At 62.9% G+C, this 26,194-nt stretch carries 22 protein-coding genes; 5 read left to right on the top strand and 17 right to left on the bottom strand.

Features of this window, described 5'->3' with window-relative positions; genetic code table 11:
• Positions 1-79: 79 nt before the first annotated feature.
• Positions 80-1,543, bottom strand: coding sequence for a sigma-54-dependent Fis family transcriptional regulator (locus KF691_11110; GenBank protein ID MBX3389990.1), 1,464 nt, complete (start codon positions 1,541-1,543; stop codon positions 80-82).
• A 56-nt stretch (positions 1,544-1,599) separates the two neighbouring features.
• Complete coding sequence (locus KF691_11105; protein MBX3389989.1) at positions 1,600-2,526, bottom strand: HAMP domain-containing histidine kinase; 927 nt, start codon at positions 2,524-2,526, stop codon at positions 1,600-1,602.
• 121 nt (positions 2,527-2,647) lie between these two features.
• Between KF691_11105 and KF691_11100 the strand changes: the two genes are divergently transcribed.
• A complete protein-coding gene (locus KF691_11100; GenBank protein MBX3389988.1) occupies positions 2,648-2,848 on the top strand; it encodes a hypothetical protein in 201 nt (66 codons plus the stop codon).
• A 21-nt stretch (positions 2,849-2,869) separates the two neighbouring features.
• Here the strand turns inward: KF691_11100 and ileS are convergent, their stop codons facing one another.
• Both ileS and KF691_11090 read right to left on the bottom strand, forming a co-directional pair.
• Complete coding sequence (ileS, locus tag KF691_11095) at positions 2,870-5,902, bottom strand: isoleucine--tRNA ligase (protein MBX3389987.1); 3,033 nt, start codon at positions 5,900-5,902, stop codon at positions 2,870-2,872.
• A gap of 321 nt (positions 5,903-6,223) precedes the next feature.
• A complete protein-coding gene (locus KF691_11090; protein ID MBX3389986.1) occupies positions 6,224-6,766 on the bottom strand; it encodes a DUF2617 family protein in 543 nt (180 codons plus the stop codon).
• A 253-nt stretch (positions 6,767-7,019) separates the two neighbouring features.
• Here KF691_11090 and KF691_11085 point away from each other — a divergent pair, with 253 nt between their 5' ends.
• Both KF691_11085 and KF691_11080 read left to right on the top strand, forming a co-directional pair.
• Entirely contained in the window at positions 7,020-9,209 is a 2,190-nt protein-coding gene (locus KF691_11085; GenBank protein ID MBX3389985.1) for a hypothetical protein, read from the top strand.
• Complete coding sequence (locus KF691_11080) at positions 9,206-9,589, top strand: hypothetical protein (GenBank protein ID MBX3389984.1); 384 nt, start codon at positions 9,206-9,208, stop codon at positions 9,587-9,589. Before KF691_11085 ends, KF691_11080 begins: the two co-directional genes overlap by 4 nt.
• A 1-nt stretch (position 9,590) precedes the next feature.
• On the opposite strand, the gene KF691_11075 is transcribed toward KF691_11080, so the two are convergent.
• The 6 genes from KF691_11075 to KF691_11050 form a co-directional block, all read right to left on the bottom strand.
• On the bottom strand, positions 9,591-10,418 hold the full coding sequence (locus KF691_11075; GenBank protein ID MBX3389983.1) for a hypothetical protein: 828 nt from the start codon (positions 10,416-10,418) through the stop codon (positions 9,591-9,593).
• Positions 10,419-10,726: 308 nt separating this feature from the next.
• Positions 10,727-12,043: a flavodoxin-dependent (E)-4-hydroxy-3-methylbut-2-enyl-diphosphate synthase gene (gene ispG / locus KF691_11070; GenBank protein ID MBX3389982.1), complete on the bottom strand. Its 1,317-nt coding sequence runs from the start codon at positions 12,041-12,043 to the stop codon at positions 10,727-10,729.
• A gap of 156 nt (positions 12,044-12,199) precedes the next feature.
• Complete coding sequence (locus KF691_11065; protein ID MBX3389981.1) at positions 12,200-12,727, bottom strand: N-acetyltransferase; 528 nt, start codon at positions 12,725-12,727, stop codon at positions 12,200-12,202.
• A 13-nt stretch (positions 12,728-12,740) separates the two neighbouring features.
• A complete protein-coding gene (locus tag KF691_11060; GenBank protein MBX3389980.1) occupies positions 12,741-14,330 on the bottom strand; it encodes an MFS transporter in 1,590 nt (529 codons plus the stop codon).
• Between the two features lie 54 nt (positions 14,331-14,384).
• Entirely contained in the window at positions 14,385-15,002 is a 618-nt protein-coding gene (locus KF691_11055; GenBank protein MBX3389979.1) for a hypothetical protein, read from the bottom strand.
• Positions 15,003-15,181: 179 nt separating this feature from the next.
• Positions 15,182-16,033, bottom strand: a complete 852-nt coding sequence (locus tag KF691_11050; GenBank protein MBX3389978.1) for a hypothetical protein — start codon at positions 16,031-16,033, stop codon at positions 15,182-15,184.
• 155 nt (positions 16,034-16,188) lie between these two features.
• Here KF691_11050 and KF691_11045 point away from each other — a divergent pair, with 155 nt between their 5' ends.
• Both KF691_11045 and obgE read left to right on the top strand, forming a co-directional pair.
• Positions 16,189-16,581 carry a PilZ domain-containing protein gene (locus tag KF691_11045; GenBank protein MBX3389977.1) on the top strand — a complete coding sequence of 131 codons (393 nt, stop codon included), beginning with the start codon at positions 16,189-16,191 and terminating at the stop codon, positions 16,579-16,581.
• 65 nt (positions 16,582-16,646) lie between these two features.
• Positions 16,647-17,696 (top strand): GTPase ObgE, encoded by a 1,050-nt coding sequence (obgE, locus tag KF691_11040; GenBank protein ID MBX3389976.1) that lies wholly within the window; start codon positions 16,647-16,649, stop codon positions 17,694-17,696.
• Here obgE and KF691_11035 read toward each other — a convergent pair.
• From KF691_11035 to KF691_11005, 7 genes are all read right to left on the bottom strand, one after another.
• Entirely contained in the window at positions 17,644-18,276 is a 633-nt protein-coding gene (locus KF691_11035; GenBank protein MBX3389975.1) for a hypothetical protein, read from the bottom strand. The genes obgE and KF691_11035 overlap by 53 nt on opposite strands.
• 23 nt (positions 18,277-18,299) lie before the next feature.
• Positions 18,300-19,196, bottom strand: coding sequence for a UDP-2,3-diacylglucosamine diphosphatase LpxI (gene lpxI / locus KF691_11030; GenBank protein MBX3389974.1), 897 nt, complete (start codon positions 19,194-19,196; stop codon positions 18,300-18,302).
• 458 nt (positions 19,197-19,654) lie between these two features.
• Entirely contained in the window at positions 19,655-22,480 is a 2,826-nt protein-coding gene (locus KF691_11025; GenBank protein MBX3389973.1) for a response regulator, read from the bottom strand.
• A gap of 364 nt (positions 22,481-22,844) precedes the next feature.
• Positions 22,845-23,165: a zf-HC2 domain-containing protein gene (locus KF691_11020; GenBank protein MBX3389972.1), complete on the bottom strand. Its 321-nt coding sequence runs from the start codon at positions 23,163-23,165 to the stop codon at positions 22,845-22,847.
• Positions 23,166-23,178: 13 nt separating this feature from the next.
• Positions 23,179-23,817: a sigma-70 family RNA polymerase sigma factor gene (locus KF691_11015; GenBank protein ID MBX3389971.1), complete on the bottom strand. Its 639-nt coding sequence runs from the start codon at positions 23,815-23,817 to the stop codon at positions 23,179-23,181.
• Positions 23,818-23,864: 47 nt separating this feature from the next.
• Positions 23,865-24,725 (bottom strand): DUF620 domain-containing protein, encoded by an 861-nt coding sequence (locus KF691_11010; GenBank protein MBX3389970.1) that lies wholly within the window; start codon positions 24,723-24,725, stop codon positions 23,865-23,867.
• Positions 24,726-24,800: 75 nt separating this feature from the next.
• Entirely contained in the window at positions 24,801-26,138 is a 1,338-nt protein-coding gene (locus KF691_11005) for a hypothetical protein (GenBank protein MBX3389969.1), read from the bottom strand.
• Between the last annotated feature and the right edge of the window lie 56 nt (positions 26,139-26,194).

Raw genomic sequence — 26,194 nt, 5'->3', positions numbered from 1 at the left:
CCAGGAAATCGCCCAAGGGAATACCCGGAGCCGCGAAGCGGCGACACCGCTTCTTCATGCCACCTTTACCTGCATTCATCTACGCCGCGCGCTCGTCTTCGGGCTGCATCCCCAGCATCTTTAGCCGTTTGTACAGCGTTGTTCGATTGACGCCCAACTGCTCCGCCGTCTTCTGCCGGTTCCAGTTGTTCGCCCGAAGTGCCTTTTGAAGAATCTGCCGCTCCGGTTCTTTGAGCGCCTCTTCCAGGGTCATCGGAATCCACGGCTCATCCGCGCCTCCCGAAACAGCGATCGGCTTCACAACTTCCTGCCCCGTCACGTTGCTCGGCAAGTCTTCGAGCGCGATCGTCGCACGGCGGCACAGCACCGCCGCACGTTCCACCACGTTCGCCAGTTCGCGCACGTTGCCCGGAAATGAATACCGCTGGATCGCGCTCATCGCCTCGGGCGCGAACCCGACAACCTGCTTCCCAAGTTCCGCGGCATGCTTCCGCAGAAAGTGCTCCGCGAGCTGCGGGATATCGCTCACCCGGTCGCGCAGCGGGGGCAATTCGATCTTCACAACGTTGATCCGGTAGTAGAGATCCTGCCGGAACCGCCCATCCGCAACGAGTTGTTCCAGCGGCTGGTTGCTCGCCAGGATCACCCGCGCATCGACTTCGATGGTCTTCGTCGATCCGACCGGCTCGAACTTCCGTTCCTGCAGCACGCGCAGCAGTTTCAATTGCATCCCCGGGCTCGCGCTGTTGATTTCATCGAGAAACAGCGTGCCGCCATCCGCGGCCTGGAATCGCCCGATCTTGTCCGCGTGCGCTCCCGTGAACGCGCCCTTGACATGCCCGAAAAGCTCGCTCTCGAGGAGCGTTTCCGGGATGCTGCCGCAGGAAAGTTCGACAAACGGGCGTGATGAACGCGGACTCGCGTTGTGAATCGCGTGCGCGATCAGGCTCTTTCCCGTGCCGGATTCGCCGGTCATCAGAACGGTGGTGCGGCTCGGCGCGACCGCCTCGATCAATTCGTAGATCTTCCGCATCCGGTGATCCGCGCCGACAATCGTCTCGAGCCCATGCCTGCGATCGAGCTGCTTGCGGAGCGTGCGGTTTTCCTGCAGCAGCGTCCGCTGGCGCAGCGCCCGCTGGATGCTGATGCGCAGCTCGGAATCGACGACAGGCTTGATGAGGTAGTCGCTCGCGCCGATCCGCAGCGCCTCGACCGCGGATTCGATCGTGCCGTACCCGGTCAGCATGATGCACACCGCGCCGAGCTTCCGCTTCACGATCTCGCGCAAGAGATCCATTCCCCCCATGCCGGGAAGCGACACATCGAGCAGCGCGAGCGAAAAGGGCCTCGAATCCGGCTCTTCGCTCTTTTCGAGCGTCGCAAGCGCTTCCGGCGCCGAGAGGCATGTTGCCGTATCGAACCCATCGCGCGACAGAAATTCCGCGAGCGACTCCGCGACGATCGTGTCGTCGTCCACGATCAGGATCCGGGGATTGACATTCGCCGCGTCGTTGGAGTTGTCGCCGCTGGGCCGGTTGGTCATGGTCTTCGTTCCGCTCTGCCCGCTTGTGGGCGCGCCGCTGGGAAAGTGCCGAGGTCTCAGGCCCGCTTGCGTCGGTTCGTGTCGTCCCGCGCCGGTTGATTCTGTTGAGATTGAACAGGGAAGCGCAGCGTCAGCACCGCGCCGGGTCTTCGATGATCCGATCGGTCGTCTCGCGGCGAGATCTCCGCGTGCCCACCCATCCGCTCCACCAGGCTGCGGCTGAGCGCAAGCCCGATCCCCCGCCCTTCCGACTTGGTCGTGTATCCCGCCTCGAAGAGCCGGGCCGATGTCACCCCGCGCGGAATCCCCGAGCCGTCATCCAAAATCTCGATGCACACCCACTCCGAAGCAGTCTTTCCGCGCGACCGCGGCGGTCGATCGGCGCGGCAATGCACCGCAATCGTCCCCTTTCCGCCGACCGCTTCGATCGACTCGAGCGCGTTCTTGAGCGCGTTCAAGACCGCCGGATAGATCGGCCCCGATGGACAGGGCGAAACGGTTTCCTCAATGTGCAATTCAATCGTTGTCTGATGCTCCGCCGCGGCATGGCGCATCACGTCCGCCGCGTGCTCGATCGCTTGGCCCAGAGTCACCGCCGGCGTGCTCCCGTCGAGCACCGTCCCGATCGGGATCGCGCGACCCTGCATCGCGGCATGCACCATTCCGGCCATGCGCTCGAGCGCTTTCGACGCGGTTTCGAGCTGCTTGCGCACCGATTCGATCTCGGCGAGCCCGACGCTCCCGATCGAGCGATCGAGCGTGCGCGCCGCAAGGCTGACGCAGCGCAGCGAGCCATCGAGCAGATTGTCGAGTTCGTGCACGAGCGCCGAAAGCCGGTCAACCTGCGTCGATGCGCTCTCCGCGCGCGTCACACTCCGAGGAAAACCGGCGCCGTCGCTAGACGGGTGCTTCCCGTCATCCGAGGGCTGCCGCCCGCCGTGGGGCTGATCATGAAAGGGCGGAATCTTCCCGGGCGTGTTCATGAAACGCAACATCGGATGGCCCGGCGCACGACTCAAGGGCGTGTTGCGTTTTTGCGACGGTTGTTCCGACGCGACAGAGAAGCCGCCGCGCGCCCCCCACGTAAATGCCATAAACTACGGCATGAGCACGCCCAAGAAAGACCCTGCGCCAAAGAAGAAACCGACGCCCCCCGGCCGTCCACAGATCATCGAAATGAGCGATGCGCTCAAACAGCCCGCGCCGTGGGACACCCGCGCTCAAAAGGGCGGCGCCAATCCGGGCAAGGGACAGGTTTCCGGTCACGCCGGACCGACGATCCGAAAAGGCTTGTCCGGCGCCTGATCCGATGTCTTCCGCGCGAACCTATTGAACTCCGATCGCCGCGGCATCGCGATCAGACAACATGCCCCCGTCGGAGCGCTGCTTCACCGTGCCGTCGCGCTTCCACGAACGCTCGCAGCGCGGCTCGTTTCGAAGATCCTGCACGGTCGGCGCCGCCGCGTCCTTGTCGAGTTTCACGCGGCTCACTCCAAGCAGATCCGCGAGATCGACCGGGTCGAACGCGCCGAGCGCGCCGTCACCATCGGGGAGCGTGACGCCCATGTCAAGCGGATTCTCAACACCGAGTTCGGCCTTCGCCTTCTCGATCGCGAGCATCGCCGCGCTCCGCGCCTGGAAAACCTTGTACCAGTGTTCGTGCGCGATCACGCCGAGTTCCGGCAGATTCTCTTCGAGGTGCACGCACACGTCGTCACTCTTCGCGCCGCGCAGCGCGCGGAAAGCCTCATCCGCCGTGTGGCAAAGGATCGGCGCGAGCAGGCGGCACAAGCCATCTGTCAATGCATAGATTGTCGCCTGCGTTTCGCGACGGCGGGGTGAATCCTTCGCGTCGCAGTAGAGACGATCCTTCACCGCCGCGAGGTAGAGCGCGGAAAGTGTGTCGTTGCAGAAGTCAAAGAGCTTGAGGTGCGCGCCGCGAAAGTCGAACGATTCATACGACTTGAGAACCTCGCTCGACAGCGCGTCGAACTCCGCGAGGACCCACGCATTGATCGAGGCGCTGCGCAGTGCCTTGAGCGCATCGTTGTCGTGCACATAGTCGCTTACGTTGCTCAAGAGGAAGCGCAGCGTGTTGCGCACCTTGCGGTAGCTCTCGCCCGCGCCGGCGAAGAACGATTTGTCGACCTTGACGTCGTTTTCGTAGGCGAGCGAACTCACCCACCAGCGCAGCACATCGACGCCGAACTCTTCGAAGAGATTCTCGACGGTGTCGCCGCTGCTCTTGCTGAGTTTGCGGCCGTCCTTATCGACCATGAATCCGTGCGTGAGCACGGTCTTGAACGGCGGCACACCTGTGACGCCGAGGCCCGTGAGCAGCGAAACCTGGAACCAGCCCCGGTGCTGATCGGAACCCTCGAGATAGAGATCGGCGGGGTAGCCGAGCTTCCGCTCGCGCAGCACCGCGTTCCACGACGAGCCCGATTCGAACCAGACGTCGAGGATGTCGTTGCCTTTTTTGAGTCCTGGGTCGGGTTGTCCTGTGTCCTGCGTCGTGAAGTACCGGGAGCTTTCAGTCGGAAGATCGGAGTCTTTCGATGCGTCGTACGAAGCGAGAAGTTCCGATGGGCTCAACTGGAACCACGCATCGGAGCCCTTGGCGCGCACGACGCTTGCGACGGCGCGCGCGATCGCGGCGGTCATGACGCTCTTGCCATCCGGGGTCAGGAAGCTCGGGATGCCCAGGCCCCACGCACGCTGGCGGCTGATGCACCAGTCGGGGCGCGACTCGAGCATGCCGCGCATGCGGTTGCGGCCCCATTCGGGGACAAACGCGACGTCCTTCGCGGTTGCATCGAGCGAAGACTGGCGCAGCGTCTTGGATGGAGCGCCGGGGGACGCTGCGAAACTGCGTTCGACACCGATGAACCACTGCTCGGTGCAGCGGAAGATGACGGGAGTCTTGCTGCGCCAATCGTGCGGGTAGCTGTGCGTGAACTTGTGGCTGTAGAAAAGATGTCCGCTGTCGCGCAGGTGATCGGCGATTTTCTGGTTGGCGTCCCAGATCGATTGGCCGCGCAGCCACTGCGGCGCGGTCGCGTCGTACTTGCCGTTGTGCGTCACTGGGCAGTAGACCGGGAGACCTTCGCGCTGTCCGGTCTGGAAGTCTTCGGCGCCGTGGCCGGGCGCGGTGTGCACCAGGCCGGTGCCGTCTTCGAGCGTGACGTAATCGGCGCCCATGAGCGAGAAGACCGAGTTGTTCTTCGCGCCGCGCGCGTCAAAGGCCGGTGAGGCGACACCCTCCTGCCTCGCGAGATCGATGAACGGATGGCGGTAGCGGAGACCAACGAGCTTGGCGCCGGGCGTCGTCGCGAGCACCATCACTTCTTCGCTCTTTGCCGCTTTCGTGACTTTCTCGACAAGGTCCTTTGCCATGACGGTGACGTTGCCGTCCACGAAAACGAGCGCGTATTCGAAATCAGGATTGACCGCGATCGCGAGGTTGGCGGGGAGCGTCCAGGGCGTGGTCGTCCAGATCGTGAAACTGGGGCGCTGGCCGGGGCGCTTGCCGGGTTCTGCCTTGGTTGATTCCTGATCTTCTTCGTCGTGGGGCGGAAGGCCGAAAGCGTCGTAGACCTTGTCCGGGTCCGCGGCTTCGAAATCCACGTAGACGGAGAGATCTTCTCGATCCATGTATTCGAGCTCGGCCTCGGCGAGCGCGGTTTCGTTCGCGATCGACCAGTGGACGGGCTTGAGTGCGCGATACACAAGTCCGTGCTCGAGCAGATCCGCCAGCACTTCGAGGACGCCCGCTTCGTACTCGGGCTTCATCGTCAAGTACGGATGCTCGTAGTCGGCGAGCGTGAGCAGCCGGGTCATCTGCTGCGTGTGCAGCTTCTGGTATTTCTCGGCGTGCTTCTGGCACTCGCGACGAACGGCGATGCGGCGCTGATCGTCGGTGAGTGTCAGCAGCTTGTCGATCTTCTTCGATTCGACAAGCTCGGTCATCACCTTGTGTTCGATGGGCAGGCCGTGGCAATCCCAACCCGGCACGTACGGACAATCGAAGCCCTGCATCGTGCGCGAGCGCACAACGAGATCCTTCAGCACTTTGTTCATCAAATGGCCGAGATGGATCGAACCGTTGGCGTACGGCGGGCCGTCGTGGAAGTTGTACTTCGGCTTGCCCGCGCGGGCGGCACGCACCTTGTCGTAGAGCTTGATCTTCTCCCAGCGCTTCAGCGTCGCGGGCTCGTTCTGCACCAGATTCGCCTTCATGGGAAAACTGGTTTGCGGGAGATTGAGCGTCGCGCGATAGCGGCTCTTTTCTCCCGACTCGGGCTTGGCACCCTCCGGGGATTTGGCTGATTCCGGGTTTGTCGTGGAAGCGGGGTTCATGGAGACTTTCCGGCCCGTCTGGGCTTGCAATTGTGTCTGAACTGTAGTGGGAGGTACAAACTCAAAGGCCTGAGCCCCGAGGAGAGCGAGCAGTGTGAGATTGGGTGCTATTGACCCGAGACCGGCGGGAAGAAGAGCCCGCCGAAAGCACACCGCGGCCCTCAGCGGGGCCGGGTAATTCGAATTCTACTCGAAATCGACTTGCGGGTCACGGTGGATTGTTGATGCAACTACACCGCAAGGCAAACGCAACGTCCACCTCAAGTGTCGGGCACATCCGAAGCGGATCCGCGAGATCCCGGCTTGTCGTGCGACGATTGATCAGATCGCTTCGAAGATGGTTTGCGTGCGGACCACCATGCCGCCGGTGGCGAGAAGGTGGTAACTCTGGGCGTGCAATTCTTTGGCGTGGCGCTGCATGTCCACTGCGGTCAGGCACCGGCCGGTGGCGTCGGTCCACTCGTACACGAGCGACTGCATTTCCTTGGCGTGCTGGCGCATCTCATCGAGGGTCGCGTCGAAAAGCGTTTCCGAGAGCGTTTCGGTCTGGATGCTGTGGATGTAGTGGATCCGCGCGGACTCGAAAGAGCGTTCGAAATCGTGCTCGCCGGCACAAACAAACGAATGGACGATTCCGCCATCCGGCGGCGATTTTTCCTGATCGAGCAGAAGTTCGCAGATGCAGCTCATTCCGGTTTGGAGTCTGAGAAGATGACCGCCGGGCATCAGCCACGCTTCGAGTTCGAGCCCGGCGTGCTTGAGGACCCGTCTTCCCTTGAGTTGGAACAATTCTGGATGAAGCGCCCTCCCATAAATGGTGGTTTGAAACGCCTGAAGGCCGTGGAGTTTTGGCTGAAGATTCATTTGCTGTGCGCTTCCATGGCTTTGAGTCCCGGATGCTTTCAAATACCAATCGGGGTCTTGCACGAAAAAGACCGGATTCGGCCGATTCTTGGACGATCGGTCGTTTGAACATTAACACTCGCTTAAAAATAACCGGTCTGTCAAGCCCTGATCCCTACATCTTGAGAATTGGTGCAGACCGATACTAGATCTTGCGAGGCCCCCGCTCCAAAGTTACGAACGAAACCCGCAACAAATCTCGAGCATAAAGGCCGTGTCAAGCCCGCCCCGACAGAACCTCCGCCCGCTCGCGCAACTCCAGCGGCTGCCTGTCGATACGAAGGTCGCGGTCCTGTCCGACGCCATTCCTTCCGCCTCGCCCGCCGAAGCTGTTTCGCTCGGCCTCGCGCTGGTGGAATGTGCGACCGACTATTCGGAGACTCAGCCTTCCGGTTCGGCCCTGAGTCGCGGGATTCAAAGTCTTTTTCGCGGGCTGTCCAGGCCTTCGCGGAGGGACCCCGACCGGGCGCTTGGCGCGATTGTCCGGGTCTGGTCCCATCTGCCGGCCGAGGTTCGAGCGCTGGCGGCCGTCGCGGGCAAAGGACGCTGGAGCAAAGTCACTGGAACGCTCGCGACGGATCAGAATCCGACCACTCGGCGTTCGGTTGCGGAGCTTGCGCGCGGTGCAGGCGATCCGGGACTTGGAGGAATCGCCTGCGAGCTTCTGGCCGACCAGGATGAACAGGTCGCGGCCGGCGCGGAAAGGGCTCTGTGCTTTCTGGCGCTCGTTGCCAGCGATCCGGCGTTGGCGGCGTGGACGGATCACGCGAATGTCGGCGAGCATGAAGAGGCGTCGCGCGTCAGGGCCCAGTGGAGCATCGCGGATAGAGAACGAATCTGTGCCGATCTAGCGATGGCGGTCCGGGGCCTTGCAACCCATCGACGGGAAGGGGTGCTGTGGGGTGCTCTGCTGCTGCTCGACCCGTGCGTGGTTCGGGGCTCGGGTCCGGTGGGCGGAGCGCAACTCGCACGCTGGATCACGGATCGCGAACAGTCGTCGCATTCGTTCCTGCGCGGGCTTTTGAGGAGAGATGCTTCGCCGCTGTCGAGGCTTCGCGCCTGGCAGTGGCTGGGAACCACTGCGGTCACGGGTGCCGCGGCGGATCGCGTGCTTGCGGCCCGCACGCTCGACGAGCACGAGGCGCTCTATTCCGCGTGGCACCTGATGCTGAATCCGTCGCGCCTCGCGAAGTTCAGGCAGAGCGAGCGCGGGGCGAAAGCCGTTGCGAAGGCGGGGCTGTTTCCTTCGCCGGAAGTTACGGAGCGATTGTCGATCGAAGGGCGTGTCGGCGTCGCGGCGATCTCGAGAGGGCTCGGGATGGCGGCGGGCGCGCGCGATGGAGTTTGCGAGCCGCTCTTGAGCGACCCGGAGCCGACGGTTCGGCTCGGAGCTTCGATCGCGTGCTCGAGCCGGATGCTCGGTGATTTCTGCCTTGATGCGTGCCAGGACGTGGCCCGATCGGCGGCGCTTCGAGCATCGTTCGCGGCGATTCCGGACGCTTCGCGCTCGCCGGGCGCGGAGCGGGTCGAGCAGGAGCGTGCGCGGCTGCGGATTCTGGCGAAGTCGCCCCACGAACAGGTACGACGGCTGGCGATAACCGATCTGGAACTGCTGTGCGATGGGGGATCGCTCGGCACGGCTCTCGGCGCGGCATCGCGCGTCGCGTATCGGCGTGCTCTCGAATCGGATCGCGCGTGGGTTCTGGAGCGGCTGCGCGCCATGCTTTCACAGAGCGAGGAATCGCGCTCGCTCGCGCTGCAACTGGCGCGGAAGCTGGGAGTCGTGATCGAATTGCGCGATCCGGTGCTCGCGGAGATCAGGAGAATGCTGCGCGAGCCGATGTCTTCGGCGGCGCCGGCGCGGAGCCTGGCCACCGCCGTCGCGACGCTCCGCGAATTTCCGGGGGAAGAGCCGCTGCGGCTTCTCAAGGAGTCGTCGGCGTTTTCGGATCAGCGCGTTCGCGCCAATGCGCTCGATGCGCTCGCGATCCGCGCACGCGACGGGATCGACTCGAACACAAACGAGGCGGCGTCGACGCTCCTTGAATTCAAGGAAGACTCGTGGCATCGCGTGCGAGGCTCCGCGGTTCGCGGGCTTGAATTGATCGGTATCCGAGCGAGCGAAGTCGGTTCGCGCGAGAGCATCATCGGCGAGCAGCTGCTGAAGATGCTGGAAGATTCGCGGCCGCAGCACCGGCTGGCGGGCGCATGGGTGGCGGATCGAACGCTGCCGGGCAGAACGCTTCGCGAGATGAAACTCTGGCCGAACATGATGGCGAGACTGCGTGCGCTCGCGCTGACCGATCTCGAGCCGCGCGTACGGATGCGTGCGAAGATGGCGCTCATGCGGTCGGGCGAGCCCCGGGTGCGCGGCGAAGGGCCGCTGGTGGGGAATGCCGCGTGAATCAGCCGCTTTCTCCCCCAACGCTGGTCGGTTTGCCGCAGAGCGCGAGCGCGTCGGGAGGGATCGGCTTGGGAACGATCGCGCCTTGGACGCTTGCGGCGATCGCACTCGCGGCGCTCATCATCTTCGTGCTGCGATGGGTTTCGTCGCGTCGGACAAGGTCTGCCGCCTCTTCTGCGATTCTGGTTTCGATGTGCAACGGGCTGAAACTGACGAAGGCGGATCGGAGGCTCCTGAAGCAACTGGCGGACGAGAGCAACGGGACGTCGCCGGTTTCGCTCCTGCTCTGCCCGTCGGTGTTCGAGCGAGCTGCGGCGAAGGCCGCGTCGAGAATTGACCAGAAAGCGCTGCATCGCCTGCGCCAGCGATTGGCGGCATGATCTAATGATCTGGAATCGGCGAGGCCGCGCCGAGCGGCGGATCGCCACGCAATCGCAGTGCGATATCGAGCGCGATCGCGGGATGCATCGTCACCGTGGTGTGCGCGAAGAGGCGCGTGCCGCGGACCCAGATCGGATGAGTCCCGTGCGGACTGCAATTGGACGAGCCGACGGTGATGTCGTTGAGGGTCGCGTAGGGGATGAGTTCGAAGTCGTCGTGCTTGCTGTGCTCGTCGAGTCGGGCGAGGAATTGTGAATTCGGCTGCATGTCGGTCGCGGCGCGATCGACATGAATCTTCAGAGCGAGGCGCGCCCCTCTGTGGGGAGTTCCGATCGTGAAGAGGCGCCGGACATCGACGCGCGGCACGCCCTTCGGGCGAGATCGCGTGCGTGCCGCGGCGAGTCGCCCGAGGATTCCGCCCATGCTGATGCCGACGACATCGACCGGCGCGGTGTGCTCGCCCGATGCGTCCGTTCCGAATTCATCACCGATGATTCGGGCGAGCCGGTTGACCAGCGGCTCGATATCGCCTGAGAACGGGTAGGCGAACATGCGAAAGTCGGCGGTGTTGCCGCTCGTAAGGCGGGCGATGTTGGTTGCGAGTTGTCCGCCGAAGATTCCGGGGACGCGATAGCCGCTGAAGACGATGACGGGGCGCGCGAGAGGCTTGGGATTCGCAACGAGCTCGCGCGACCGTTCGGCGATCGCTTCGGGAGCGGGGTTGAACGCGGGGTTTTCGGGGCCGAAGGTGAAGCGGCAAGGCCACGCGATCGGGCGGCCCATGAGGTGGCAGGCGGCGAGTCGGAACTTTTGGAAAGAACTTGTCATGGTCGTGGTACTTGAAACATGCGAGATCGCGATGCTGCGGCGGATTGTTCGGAACCCCCTCCGTCATCGCGGCGCAGAGCCTTCGCGATGACACCTCCCTCGTTGGGCAAAAGGGGAGGACAAAGACAAAGGCCGGGCGCGGAATAACCCCCTGCGTCATCGCAGCGCAAGGTCTTCGAGTTCGAGATTTCATTCGTTGCGAACCGGGCATTGCAATGAGACGGCGCGGCGGTGCGGCCAGACTGAAACGCAATCAATGAATTGCGAGCGGCGGTACACACAGATTGGGGCGTCGTCATCCCCGGTTGTTAGGAACGACTAACCGTGAGTTTCGCCGGATGTGATTGATTCTGCGGTTTGCCGTGGATTTTTTCGGCGGCCATTTTTTCCCAGCCGCTGCCGAGTTCGCCCATCGGATCGGGAGGGACGATGGAGACTTTCTTGTCGCCGAGTTTGGCTTTGCCTTGCTGGACGAGCTCCTGGAATTGCAGGCACTCCTGGAGCAGGCGCGGGAGGATTTCTTCTTCGGTGACGTTCGCAACGCGCTCGCCCTGGACGTAGATGATGCCGCGGCGGTCGCCGGCGAAGACAGCGACGTCCGCGCCTTCGGCTTCACCGGGGCCGTTGACGATGCAGCCCATGACGGCGACTTTCATCGGGACCGTGACTTTTTCGGCGAGCGCTTTGCGGACATCCTGGATGAGCGTGAAGAGATCGACCTGGATGCGCCCGCAGGTGGGGCAGGCGATGAGATCGACGCCGATGCGTTCGCGCAGGCCGAGGCAGTAGAGGAGCTCAAGGCCGTCCTGCACTTCGTAGATCGGGTCGTTGGCGTAGGAGATACGGATCGTGTCACCGATGCCGTTGATGAGCATGCCTCCGAGCGCGACGACGGAGCGGATGGTGCCGGTTTCTTTCGGCCCCGCGTGGGTGACACCGAGGTGGAGCGGGTGATCGAAGCGCTTGGAGATTTCGGTGTAGGCGTCGATGACGAGCGAGGCGTCCATCGACTTGGCGCTGATGACGATGTCGTGGAAATCCTGCTCGTAGAAGATGTCGAGGTATTCCTCGAGCTTGGCGATCATGATCGCGAGCAGGTAGCCGTGCTTGTGCTCGCTGAAGACGGCCCCGAGTTCCTTCTGGCGTTTTTGCTTGTCCTTGCGCTCGATGATCGAGCCCTCGTTGACGCCGACGCGGATGGGGAGCTTGCGTGCTTTGCAGGCCTGAATCACGTCGATGACCTGCGCACGGTCGGTGATGTTGCCGGGGTTGAGGCGGATCTTGTGGACGCCGGCTTCGACCGCTTCGAGCGCGCGCTGGAAGTGGAAGTGAACGTCGGCGACGATTGGGACGTTGACCTGCGGGATGATTTCCTTCAGCGCTTCGGTGTCTTTCTTTTCGGGGACGGCGACACGGACGATGTCGGCGCCCGCGCTCGAGAGCTTCTGGATTTCGGCGACGCACTTGTCGATTTCGTGTGTGTAGCCGGAGGTCATGGTCTGGACGCTGACCGGCGCGAGGACCGTGGGTCTTCCGGTGCGGTCGGGGAGGCCGCCTCCGATCTTGATGAAGCCGACGCGGGAATCTCCGATGGTGACCTGATGAGTGGGGCGGCGGGGTTGCATGTGCGGAAGTTTACGGGTGCTGGAGAAGAGAGGTTCAACACGGAGAACCACAGAGCACCACGGAAGAAGACAGGGAGAAGAGAAAAAACATTGGTGTAGCCGGGAAATCCGCATCCGTGGAGTGGTTCATCGACCCATGCACCACATGACGGCGATCTAGCTTGGAAGACGAAGCGACGAGGGAGCGGCGTTGATGGGCTGCAGGAAGCGCTGCCAGAATCCGACATCAACCCATTTGCCCATCTTCCATCCGGCTTGGCGAGCGATGCCGATCGCCTCGAATCCAATCGACTCGTGGAACTTGACGCTGGCTTCATTGGGCAGGGCGATTCCGGCGATGACGGAGTGAAAGCCCTGCTTGGCCATGATCTCAAAGAGTTTTTCATAGAGAGAGCGCGCCACGCCGCGGCGGCGGGCCCAGTCTTCGACGTAGACGCCGCACTCGGGGGTCCATTGATATGCCTCGCGCGAGCGCCAGGTGTAGGCCTTGCAATAACCGGCGAAGCGGCCGTCGATCTCGCAGACGAGGAACGGAAAGCGGTCGCGCGATCGATGCCACTGCTCGCGCAGTTCGGCGGCGGTTGCTTCGGTGGTTCCGAAGTGGATGGTTGTCTCGCGGATGAAGTAGTTGGTGAGCGTTGCGATCGCTTCGAAGTCTGAGTCTTTCGCGCTGCGCACGAGCATGAGCTGGTTCCGATCAGCGCGGGCGGTGGGCCCGAGCGGTGAGTCCACGGAAAAAGCCGGGAACGCGGTCGTACCCGGGCTCGCCGGGTTTGAGTCCGTCGACTTCGGGGGTTCGCCAGATTGTCATGACGATTCCGGCGGCGAGCAGGACGATCGCGGTGAAGGCGATGCCGGCCTGCGTGCCGATTCCGTCGTGCCAGAGATCGGGGCTGGTCTCTTTCAAGCCGGCGGCGAACCACTCGCCGACAAAGCTGGCGATGTAGGGGCCGATCGGCATGAAGCCGAGGGAGATCATGTTGCAGACGGCCATGACGCGGCCACGGAGCGAATCTTCGACGAGCAACTGGAGCGCGGACATGGACGAGTTGAACGACCACATCCAGAAGATGCCGACGAAGAACATGCAGAACCCGGCGACCCAGACGTTGGTCGCAATCGAGAACGCGAGGATCGACAGGCCACCGAAGAAGACGGAGATGGGGATGAAGTGGTGCTTGGGGTACCAGACCGGCACGTAGCGCATCGCCAGGCCGCCGACGACTGCGCCGACGCCCATCACGCCGGTGAGCAGGCCGAAGGTTTCTTCTTTCAGGTGATAGACCTGGCTGACGAAGAGAGGGAGGAACCGGAGCACGGGTGTTCCGAAGACGGAGAAGACCATGAGCGCGAGGAGGGCGGCGCGCGGGCCGCGCTGCGTGAACATGAAGGCGCAGGCTTGTTTGACGTCGGTGATGATGACGGAGAGATCGCGGATGCGTCCGCTCTGGACGGGCGCTGGCGCGTCGGGCGTGGTGGTGACCGCGAGCATGACGCCGATGTAGCTGACGGCGTTGACGAGGAAGAGCCACTCGCCGCCGAGCCAGGCGAGGAGCGCGCCGGCGATGGCGGGGCCGATCGCGCGGGCGGTGTTGAAGGAGATTCCCTGGAGGGTGATGGCGCGGACGAGTTCATCGCGCGGCACGAGGCGCGGGATCATGACCTGCCAGGCGGGCTGGTTGAAGGCGATGGTGACGCCCTGGAGCGATGCGAGCAGGAGAAAGGAATAGAGCAGGAAATCGTTTGCGTGGGCTTCGTCGCCGCCAAACCAAAGAGCGATCGGGACGTGCCAGCGCACGACCACGAAGAACGCGATTGCGATCAGCATCATCGCGAGCTGCGTGGCCATCAACAGTTTCTTGCGGTTGACGCGGTCGGCGACGATGCCTCCGAGGAGTCCGAGAAAGAGAGTCGGGAGCAACTGGGCGGCGCCGAGCGTGGCGAGCCACGTGGTGTCGCGCGTCTTGTCGGCGACGATCCACTGTGTGCCGATGAACTCGAACCAGTTGCCGACGAAGGAGCCGAACGCCGCGAGCCAGAAGATGCGAAAGTGCCGGTGGCGCAGCACGTGGACCATGCTGCGCTCGTCCACTGCGGGGCGTCCGGAGTCGAGGGGGAGTTCGGTTGGATCATCGGAACGGGCGCGCGGGCTCGAATCGACGTCGGCGCCCGCGACGACCTGGTCGGGCGTCGGCTGGGGTGTTCCGAGGTCGTCCAGAGGCGACTTTGACTTCGCTCCGGGCTCCTTCCCCGGAGCTCGGGTCAGATGTGTGTCAACGGCATCCATGGATTCCCGCTCACGGGACGCATCGCCGAATCCCTTCGGGCGTCCGCGGTGATGTTATGCGCTCTGGATGCGTACACCGGGGTGATTGCCGTAGCGGCAGGCGCGCAGGCCAAAATAGGTCGCCATTTCAAACCAGATCATGCCGGCGATGAAACCGAGCGGCGCGGCCATGAGCCGCACAGCGGCGAGATGGATCGAGATTGCAGCGGGCAAGCTGTTTGCGAGCGATTCGAGCGCAAGCGGAAGCAAGCGGGCGGCGAGCGCAGCGCCGATCCAGGCGCCGGAAGCGTGTGCGGTGCCGACGAGCGAGAGCACGGGATCGATTCGCCAGGAACGGCGGCGCGAATAGAAGTGAATGCCGATGCGCTCGATCCGAGTGAGCAACCCGATCAGAAGAGACCAGAGGAAGAACACCAGGATCAATGCCGTCGGCATCCAGGTCGGCCCGAGCATCACCGCGGGCGACTGTATCAATGTGATAGGCCAAAATGCGACGATCATGGCGGTGATGGTTTTCACGCTCTGCAGCGTGAGGAGCGCCGCCGCGATCGTGATGTTGATGGTCAGCAGGACGCGCGAACCGTCCGGAACAATCGAAGCCCTGCGCAACTGGCGCGAGGGCGCAAGCAAGCCGCCGGCGGTGGAGAGAACCCATGCAAGCGGCAGGCCCAACCAGCCCTTGCGCCAAGCCCGTTGCCATGCCGTGCCCGGCCTGCTTGAAGGCAGCGAATCCGCGATCGGCGCGGCGCATTCGGGACAGATCGATTCCGGCGCGAGATCGGAGAGTTCGTAGCCGCAGCGCTCGCAGAGGAGTGCATCGGTTGGCGGGGAGGAATGTCCCAGAGCGAATCCTATTTTGGAGGCTCCGAGGGAACTACCTCGAAGAAGCGCAGCGTGGCCGGACTGTTGGCGAAGCGGCAGGAATGGAGCGCGGTGAGACTAATGCGGGAAACGAGGATGCCGCCTGCGCCGAGCACGAGGATGGGGAGCGGGAGCAAGCCGTATCGACCGCCGGCCGCCGCGACCCAGCCCGAGGCGTCTCCGAGTGCGCGTGCAGCGCTTGGGTTTCCGGTCGACGAGATGATGAGCGTGGTGATAAACCACGCCGTGAGGAGAGTCCAGACAACGCCGGCGACGATGGTCCAGCCGAGCGCGGCGTGCGCGGCGATGGAGAGGGCTGTGGCACGGGAAACATGCCAGCCGCGAGCGCGGGCGTAGGCGCGGAGCAGTAACGAGAGAAGAACACTGGCGGCGCCGAGCACCGCCGCGAGGACGAGGATCTGAGCGATAACCACTCCCACGATCTGAATCACGCGGGAGAGCGAACGTGCGAACTGCATCTGGCGAACCGGATCGGCGACGAAGACTCCGCTCCAGGGAGAGAGGAAGGCGATCGCGGCGATGATCGACTGGAGAGTGAGGAGCGACCAGGCGCGGCGGCCGGAGGCTTCCATCGCGCGGAAGAGCGCGGCCGTACGCGAGGCAATCAACCAGCAGGTGAGCCAGAAGGAAGTGAGGCGGAGTCTTTGTTGCCAGGGTGTGCCGGGCCGCAGCGCGGGGGAGCTTTGCCAGCAGGGAATCCCGCACTCGGGGCAGGCGGCGGAAGGTCCCGAACTTTCGAGGACTGAGGCGAGCTCGTAGCCGCAGGTTTCGCAGCGGGGCGCGGCGGTGCGCGGATCGGAGTTGGCGGAAACGGGAGTCACCGAGTTGGAAGCCTCTTCGCAGGATATGAGGGCGCAGTTTTGCGTTGGCTTATGAGACGTGCGGAATTGGTTCTCGGCATGAAGCCGGGGAGCGCAAAGGGCGATAAGCGGGAAGCGAGGCGCGCCATTCCCCGGCGCGGATACAGGAGGCAAACATGAACGCCATCAATCGCCGCCGCTTTGAGCGTTTCACGCTCCAGCCCATGTACACGCCGGTGTGCGTGCGCGAAACAGATGGGAATGGACGGCCTCTCGAGGGGCACGCGTACGACATTTCGGAGGGTGGGATTCGATTTGAGCTGGACGAAGCGGTGAAACCGGGCTCGCGTGTGACGATGCAGATCACGCTGCCGGCGGGTCGGGGGCCGATCGAGAACGTGGCGGGGGCGGAGCGGAGCGTGATTGTCTTTGGAAATGTGGTCTGGCAGGATGCGAGCGAGCCGGGGCCGGTGCGGATGGCGATTGCGATCACGAGCTTTGCGCGATTGGGGGATCGCGAGCGGTTGCTGAAGTCGCTGGGCTCGGGCAGATACTTGCGGGCGGCCTGAGGTCGGCCTGCGATTGGCCTGAAAACCGATTTGGTTCGCGCGGCGCGGGCTCTTACGCTTGGCCTGTGTTTGTCGATACCGCACTAATTACTGTGAAGGCCGGAGACGGCGGCAACGGGCACATCTCGTTCCGGCGCGAGAAGTTCATTCCCAAAGGCGGCCCGAGCGGCGGCGACGCCGGCACGGGCGGCTCGGTGATCTTCGTTTGCGAGGAAGGTCTGTCCACGCTCTTTGATTTCCGTTTCCACCACCGGTACGAGGCTCAGCCCGGCGAGAACGGTGGAGCGAAGCAGTGCCATGGAGCGGACGGGAAGGATCTGATTCTGCGCGTGCCTCCGGGGACGCTGGTCTTCAACAACGACACGGGAGATCTGATTCACGACATTCAGCGGGGCGAGCGCGTGACGATCGCGCGCGGCGGTAAGGGCGGGTTTGGAAACGAACACTTCAAGAGCTCGACGTATCAGGCGCCGCGAGAGGCGACGCCGGGAGAAAAGGGAGAGCTCTTCAATCTGCGGCTTGAACTCAAGCTGATCGCGGACGTCGGGCTGCTGGGCAAGCCGAACGCGGGAAAATCGACGCTGCTGGCGGCGCTGACGAAGGCGAATCCGAAGATTGCTGATTACCCGTTTACGACGCTGAGCCCGCAGCTCGGCATTGCGGAAGTAGATTCGCAACGCCGGATCGTGATCGCGGATATCCCGGGGCTGATCGAGGGCGCGGCGCAGGGAGCCGGGCTCGGGCTTGAGTTTCTCAGGCACGTCGAGCGGACGCGTGTGCTCGTGCATCTGCTGGATGTCGAGCCCATCGATGGTTCGGATCCGGTTGAAAACTACCGCATGATCCGTGAGGAGCTGCGCCAGCATTCGCAGGCGCTCTATGACAAGCGCGAGCTGGTGGTGCTCAACAAGATCGACCTGATTCCGGACAAGTCGGAACGGGAGAAGATCATCAAGCGGATTTGTCGCGAACTGGAGTTGAGGCTCGATCGCGACGTCATCGCGATTTCGGGCGCGGCGCGGACGAACTTGAATGCGCTGCTGGAGCGGCTGTGGAAAGAACTCAACCCTGCGGACGAGGTGGAGGGGTGGCAGTCGCCGGCGCCGACGGTTTGAGCAGCGCGAGCCACTCGGTATTCCCTGTGCCCTTTGATTTTGAGCCGCTCTTTGCCCCGCCCAGCACGGGAGACTCTGTCATCGCAAGAACCGAGGCGCCGAGCGCGGGCATTTCGCCCGCGACGCGTTGCGCGATCTCGTACGCATGCGGCTTCTCGAGAACGACGTTCTCGCGGCTTGCGCGATCCTGCTCGTAGTGGGGCTTGATCAGCGTGATGATGAGGCCGCCGGGGGTGAGCCACTTGAGCGCGACGGGAACCAGAAGCTTCTGCTTCGTCCATCCGAGATCGGCGACGACGAGATCGATCTCGGGTTGGGGCGGCGGCGCGAGATGGAGCGCGTTGGCGCGCTCGCGGACGATGACGCGTGGATCTTGTCTGAGTTTCCACGCGAGTTGGCCGTAGCCCGTGTCGATCGAGACGATCGACTTCGCGCCGTGTTGCAGCAGACAATCTGTGAAGCCGCCCGTCGAACAACCAAAGTCGGCGCAGCGCAGGCCGGAAACGTCGAAGGAGAATTCTCGCAGCGCGTGCGCGAGTTTCAGTCCGCCGCGGCTGACATAGGGGCAGTCGGGGTCCACGCCGGATTGTTGGGCGGAGCGGATCAGACGATCGAAGGAACGCCGACGATCGAGATGCCGAGTTCATCGGCGAGATCGATTACGCGCTCTTTCTCGAGCATGATGACGTCGCCCGCGGCGAGCGCGAGACAGCCGGCGCCTGCCGCGGCCATCTTCTCGATGGTCGTCGCGCCGATGGTCGGGACGTCGCTGCGCCGGTCGTGTCCGGCGCGGGCGCCCTTGCAGAGCGTCCAGCCCCGGGCGCGGCAGAGGCGTGCCACGCGCTCGATCATGCGGTCGGTTCCTTCGACAGCTTCGACCGCGATTACATCACGCTCGCGGATCGCGACGGATTGACCGATATCGAAGCGGAGCAATTCGGACATCATCGGCCAGACGAAGTCGATGTCGGCGCGCTGCTCGGCGGTCGGCTGGGTGCGCGTCAGAACGCCGATGTGGGCGAGTTCGTCCGGGATCGGCATCGTCGAATCGAGGAGTGAGACGCCGAAGCGGTGGAGCTCTTCGGCAACGCCGCGGAGCACCATGTGTGAGCGCTTGTCGTGGCGAAGCCGTTGCAGCCAAAGCCGGACGGTGCGCGTATCCGGGATATTGCGGAAGATCCGCCACGGATCGTGCATCAGTTTGGCTTTGTCCACCCGGCCGACCATGATCGCGTGGCGGACGCCCCAGTCTCTCAGGATGCGGCCCCAGCTGCCCAGGCGCAGCACGCCGACTTCGGCAAAGGTTTCGCACAGGCGGGGCAACTGAGGGTCGTATTGGCTTGAGAGACCGAGACCGTGAACGCGGTGGCCCTGCGCCCGCAGGCCCTGGGCAATCTTGACTGGAAGAAGCCCGGCACCGGCAATGAGCCCAATCCCGGTCGGCGGTGCCGGTGGGTCGGGGAGAATCGTCAGTGAGCTGGGTGAAATGGCGAGCGTCATGAAATCCGGAAATGTGCGTTCCGAACAAGACTATTCGTCCGGGTCAGAGTCCGCTCGTGAATGAACGCGGTTTGGGATACTCCGTCCCATGAGAAAGTTATCATTCACTATACTAGCGACAGCGGGCAATATCAAGTCTGCGCAAAGATCGTTTGGATTTTGTGGGGGCAAAGGTCCCGAAGAGCGGCGACGCCGCCGATTGCCGATACACCGCTGCGTGAACTCCGAAAGCCTGGACATTCAAGAGAACTCGGGTGAGAGAACCGGTCCCCACCGAAGGCCATTCCTGCAAGTGCTCTTCCGATGCGGTCCGACCTATGTGCGTGTCTACCGGAATCGCGAGGGCACCGGATATTTCGCGCGGTGTCCGAAGTGCGGCCGCACCGTGACTTTCCGGGTCGGAGAGGGCGGGAGTGATTCTCGCGCCTTTGAAGTGGATTGCGGTCGTTGAGCGATCGTCAAGCAGCGGCGCGCGATTCGGTTTGAGAAACGGACATCCATTCGCGACACACCCTGAGGAAACGCTGCCGATCGATCGGCTTCTCGATCATGTCGTTGCAGCCGCTCTCGATCGCCCGGCGCCGCTGCTCGGTCAGGATGTTGGCGGTCAGTGCGACGATCGGTCGTGTATATCCGGCGGCGCGGATCTCGCGTGTCGTTTCGTAACCATCCTTCACGGGCATCTGCATGTCCATCAGAATGAGGTCGTAGGGATTGCCCGCGTTGACCCGCTCGAAACAACGCTTGATGCAGAGATTCCCGTTCGTTACGGTCTCGACTTCCGCGCCGGCCTGCTGAAGCAGATGAACAATCAGGCGCTGATTGTCCGGACCATCTTCGGCAAGGAGAATTCGTCCGCTGATCGCCTGCGTAGCGGGCGGGTTGGGCGAGCCGATTCCCTGTTCGATGGAGTGGTTGGCTTCGGCGATTCTGCACTTCAGCCGTGCGACAAATTCCGAGCCGCGGCCGGGCGTCGAGGTCGCGGAGATATCGCCGCCAAGAAGCCGGGCGAGCCGCCTGCTGATAGCAAGGCCGAGGCCCGAACCGCCGAACTTGCGTGTGGTCGACGGATCGGCCTGCGAAAACGCTTCGAACAGCCCGGAGAGCTGCTCGGTTGAGAGCCCGATGCCGGTGTCCTGGACTCTCAAGATTAATGCGCCGAGCGGCGGAAGCATCGCGTCCGGCTCGTACTCAAGGAGGACGCGCACGCGGCCTTTTTCGGTGAACTTGATCGCGTTCCCAACCAGGTTGATGGCGATCTGGCGCAGGCGAGTCGGGTCGGTCACAACGGTTGGCGGAACGGAATCGGCGAATGCGAATTCGAGCCCGATGCCCTTTTCGGCAGCCGGTCCCGTCATGAGGCTCGCCACGTCGTGGATGATCGTGGTGGGAGAGCACTCGATGCGTTCGATGGAGACCCGGCCCGATTCGATCTTGGAGATGTCCAGGATGTCGTTGATGACGGTGAGCAGGTGCTCGGCGTTGCGATGGATGGCGCGCACGAACTCGGCGTTGTTCTCCGGGCGCGTCTCTGAGTCGGCCAGCAGATCCGCGAATCCGAGAATCGAGGTCATGGGTGTCCGGATCTCGTGGCTCATGTTTGCCAGAAAATCGGATTTGGCGCGATTGGCCTCATCGGCGCGACGCCGCAGCTCCTGGGCGACGATCGAATCAAGCTCCGCTTGCCGGCGCAGCCGTTCGGATTCGGAAATCGAATTGGCGAGTTCTTCGTTTCTTCGCAGCAACTCGCGCCCGTGCGCTTCGAGGGCGTCGCGTGCGGAGGCGAGATCGCACACGCCGGCGCGGATGGCCTCGTCCGAGCGGCACCGTTCGATCGCGAGCGCGCACAACTTGGCGGCTTCGGAGATGAGGTGAATCTCGGGCTCGTCCGGCGCGCCGGGTTTGGTTCCGTAGATCGCGAACGTACCGAGCACCGTTCCGTCGGAAGCGAAGAACGGCTCCGACCAGCAGGAACGAAGACCTAGTTTCTTCAGCAAATCTCGGGGCGGCTCCCAATTCGGATCGCTCCAGAGATCGGCCGAGATGACTCGACGTCGCTCGTGGGCCGCGACGCCGCAGCTTCCGGCGGTCGGCCCGGCAAGCAAGCCGTCCGAAGCTGCGCGGTATTCAAGCGCAAGCGACGCCCCGGCCGCATCGCGCAGCACGATCTGTCCTTCGCGCTCTTCGGCGAGGAGAATGGATGCCAGTGCGCCGGGCTTGATCGCTTCGATGGATCGGACGAGCCGGTCAAAGGTCGCTTGAAGCGGCGCGCCGGTGAGCAGCATTTCAAGGATTCCGATGCGCTCACGCTGCCAGTCTTCAACGAAAATCTGCTGCGTTGCGTCGCGGCAGGCCCACGCGATGTGCTCGATCTCGCCGCGAGCTCCGGCAACCGGCGCCGCACGGACGTCGAGCCAGACGAACCCCCCGCTCTTCGTTTTGGCCCGCAGTCGTGCGTGGGCGCGATCTCCCGCCAGAGTTCTCTGTTGTATCCGCTGGAACGCCTCGTGATCGTCCGAGAGGAAGCACGATTTCCAGGAAGAATGGGAGAGCTCGTCGGATGTCCATCCGAGTGCGCGCTCGACGGAAGGACTCACGTAGATCGGCATTCCGCAGCGTTCGGTCAGAGTCACGAGGTCGTCGGTTGATTCGGCGAGAAGGCGGTATCTCTCTTCGGCCACTCTGCGGGCTGTGATGTCCTGAAAGACGCCGCGCAGGGCGGTGCACTTTCCGTTGTGGACGACACAAATGCAGATCGATCGGACCCAGATCCGGCGGCCGCGTGCGGTGATCAACGGCAATTCGATTTCGTAGCCTTCGCCCCGCTCGAGTGCGCGAGCGACGAGCGCGCGAATGGTCACTCCGGCTTCGCCGGGGTAGAAATCGGCCGCCTCGTTCAGGCTGCTTGGGTCGAAGTCGAGCGGTACTTCGTGTATTCGCTTGACCTCGTCGGACCACCGGACTTCACCGGACGCCGCATCCAGCGACCAGGTTCCGACGCGTGCAAGGCGCGAGGTGCACTCGATGAACTCATCCGGGTCGAGCAGTTCGCCGGCAGGATTGTGCCGAATCAACGCCGAGGTCGTTCCGATTTGCGAGGAGAGCGAGCCCGCGATTCGCTCGACCGCCGAGATCTCCGAAGCTTTCCATTTTCGGGCGCGAGTGTCAGCAACAAACGCGCACACGACACCGAACGAATCGGTGTCGACCGGAATTCCAAGGTAGCTGCGGGCGCGAGCGCGGCCGTGGAGGACTTTGTCGCCCGCCGGCCCGGTGAGGGTCATTGAGGAGGTGGTGATCGATTTGCGTTGGCGAATAACCCTCGCGCAAAGCGCACTCTTGGTTGACCGCCAGCCGCCTTCCAAGCCCGTGACGGGACCGCAATGGAGCCGACCGCCGCTTGACACTGAGAGTCCCGCGATGGGGGCGTTGGCCGCGGCGGCCAATGCCGAGATCAACGCCGAAAGAGATCGGTCGCTCGCTAGCGCTTCGCAGCGGCGTTTCGAGTTTTGGTCCCCGTTTTGCGCCTGCATCCTGACACCCAGCGTCTCGCCCGGAAAGGATCGACACAATCGGACCTTCAGTTGATCGAATTCAGTTCGAGGGGTTTGCGTGAAATCTCGCCTCCCACCCCCGGGGGGCAGCGGGCTATTGGCGTTCCTGCTGAGGCCTGCCCAGCGAGGCCAAAATTGCCGCAACCAATTCCGGTGGGCATTTGCCTAACTGAGGGTTTGCCTTGGGGCAACAGGCCTCCTGAGCCAGTTTTACGGTCTGTCGATACGTGTCCACGTAATTGCGACACGAGCAGCAGTTCGAAAGATGCGTTTCGAATCGAGCTCGGATTTCCTGGCCCATCTCATTATCGAGATACGCCATGAGGAATTCACTGCAGTCGCGGCAATTGAGCGAGCCGCCGGCTTCGAGCCGCGCGACCAAATCTCCGAATTCTCGTGGAACGCCGCCTGCCAAAGGAAAACTCCTCCTAGTTGAGCCCTTCCCGAAGGGTGTTATCGAGCAATTCGCGCAGTGCCTGACGAGCACGGTGCAAACGGATCTTGACCGCCGCTTCTGTCGTTTCGAGAAGCTCCGCGGTCTGCGCTGTATCCATCGCTTCGATGTCGCGGAGCACCAGCACGATGCGGTAGTGCTCCGGGAGTTTTGAAATCGCCGTACGGATCCGTTCCCGAGTCTCCGCGAGTTCTTCCCCCGTGACCGGTTTTCGCCAGGTTCCGGCGGCGTGCGCGGGGTAGCCATCGGCGCCAAAGGCGGGTAGCAGGGAATCGAGCGAGACTTCATCCTGGCGTCTCTTTTTTCGTAGACGCATCAGACACGCGTTGACCGTGATCCGGTGGAGCCAGGTGGCGATCTGAGAATTGCCCGCAAATTTGTCGATGTTGCGGAAAGCCGAAACGAACGCATCCTGTACGGCATCTTGCGACTCATTCTCATCGACAAGGATTCGGCGGGCAACCGCGAGCATGCGGCCGCCCATTTCACGAACGACCTGCTCGTACGCGCCGCCATCGCCCGCCTTCAAGCGCGCGAGCAACGCCGATTCGTCAGGATGTGACGAACCCGGAGCGTGCGCGGTATCAACCGGATTGGAAGGAGCGGGGGTCAAGCAGAACTCGAACGGGCCGAAGGCAAACTCGAGGGGGATTCGAACGCTTACTTCATTTCGTCAGGAGCCTGCGGATTCTTCGAATCTGCGGCGGGTTTGGTCTCCTGATTGGCCAGCAACGCCTTCACGTCGTCGGGAAGATCGAAACGTGCGGCAGGAATGGGCGCATCGAGTTCGATCTTCTCGATCGTGGTCACCATCTCGGTCTGCATTGCCTTGACCACAAACTTGAACGGCACCTTGGTGCCTTGCACGTCCCGGTAATCAGAAAAGACGGTTTCACTTTTGATCTCACCCATCTGCGAGGTCGTCGTCGTGCGCAAGCCGACCAGCAGGCCGCTCTCCTTGTCAAACAGTCGGGTTTCCTTGGTGTCGTCTTGGTTCACGACTTCGACCGCGTACGCGGGGCGGCCGGCGATATTCTCGACGCCGACGGTCTTCATCGATTTGAAGAGATCCTCGTAGTCGTAGTCGGCGTTGAATCGCATGCCGCGAAGAAACGCGGCCCGCTCGGCGCCCTTCAGGATGCGTGTGCCCATCATGACATTGGATTCCCAGACGGTGTCGCCGTCGGAGCCTTGAAGGATTTTTCCGATCTGTGCGATCTCGGTTTCCGAGTACGCCATCGCCGGAGGCATCTGGTACAGGTGCACCACGCCCTTCAATCCCTGCGCGGGCATCTCCAGATTCATCGTGATCTGGCGTGACTTGATTTTCTTGAGACGATCCACGCCTCCTAATGCGTCGAGGTACTTCTCCATGATCGCCTTGGCGTCAGGAAGGCTCTCGGCCTGGGGGGCCGCCGGTGCCGGGGTGTCAGCGGGCGCGGGCGGCTCGAGCGAGGCGAAACATGGCGCCAGATTCAGGACGGGAGCAAGCAGCGAAAGGACGACGAGTTTCTGACGCATGAAGTGGTTCCTGACTAAAGGCGACTGACGGCTACACATCCGGGAGAACATCATTGGACGCTTCGCCGATGCGCATCACTTGGATTGCGCTTCGATCCACGAAATCGCGGCTTCCAGCACGGGATCCCGTCCGGCGAGAAGCGCCTCCCTTGTTATGGCAATCTGTTCATCGAGATGCACGCCCCGGGCTTCGAGCGCTTCACCCTTGGCGCTGATGTAGTTGGCGAAGGCGAACTGCAGCCGATCGCCGCTGGGGAGAATCTCGACGGTCGAGGGAAGTGCGGCACCGGGGGTTGGGGTACCAAAGACGCGGGCTCGGCCGATGTCCTGCATTCCGCCGGCGAAAATCTCGGAGGTCGAAGCCGACATCTCATCGACAAGTATGGCGAGCGGGCCGGTGAACGGCGAGGGCCGTGGATTGAGCACGAAGTTCAATTGCGAATCGCGGGTGATCAGCGTTCCGAGCCGCTGATCGGGCTTGTCAACAAACCAGCTGCCAAACCCCATCGCGAGGGCGCCGATGCCACCGATGTTTCCTCGGAGGTCGATGATAAAGCCCTTGCAGCCTTTGCATTCCTTGATGGCAGCCTGCAATTCCCCCATCAGCCGCGGCGGATCGAACCAGACTGAAAACCACATGTAGCCGATTCCCGGCGCACGCGGCGTGCGATCGATGTCGAGGTACATCGTCGGGAGATTCCCGAACTCGACAGGCTTTCCCGAAGGTGGTTGCAAGACCAATTGGACTTCAACCGGTCGATCGTCCGCATCGAGAAACACGTACTTCGAGGAGGAACCTTCCGGTCCGCGCTCGAGTGAACGCAGCGCGACACTGATCATCAGGCCACCGTCGCGTGCGTCGCCGTGGGCTTTTTGGAGTTTCGCGAGTATCGGCGCGACGGCCTTGCCGTTGACGGACTCGAGCGCCCATCCGGGACGGACGCCCGCGTCAGCGGCCGGAGAACCCTTTGCGACTCGCACGACAACCGCCTGGTTTTCGACTTCGCGGAGTTCGAAGCCTGGTTCGCCCGCATGGTCGACTTTGGATCGCGCTTGGGACGGCGCGGTTTCTTCGATCGCTTCGTAGACCTCCTCCGGAATGATGCCGAAGTGCGATTGGTGGAGCGAATCGATCAGCTCCTTGATGGCGGCGCGCGCTTCGTCCTCGCTTTTAGCGTTCTCGACTTTGACACGGAGTTCTGCGTGCTTGGCGTCCCATGCCGGGCCGACCTTGCTCGGATCAAAGTGGCGCTCCTTGATTTTGGAATGCACCACATCAAACGATTGCAGCTGCGCGGCCCTTTGCTGTTCAGTGAATTCAGCCTGCTTGGCCTTGGAAGCGCACGAGGAGTTCGCGATGATCACGCCCGCAATGATCGCTCGCGCCGTTCTGTGGATTATCCGTGAATTCAAGAAGCGTCCTCCCGGTGCGAACCGCGTTCATCGGTTCGTACCAGAATACGCTGCGA

It is taken from the genome of Phycisphaeraceae bacterium, from assembly GCA_019636555.1.
Taxonomy (GTDB): domain Bacteria; phylum Planctomycetota; class Phycisphaerae; order Phycisphaerales; family UBA1924; genus JAFEBO01.
The sequence above is the reverse complement of the archived record's forward strand: the minus strand, read 5'-3'. Positions and strand labels throughout refer to the sequence as shown.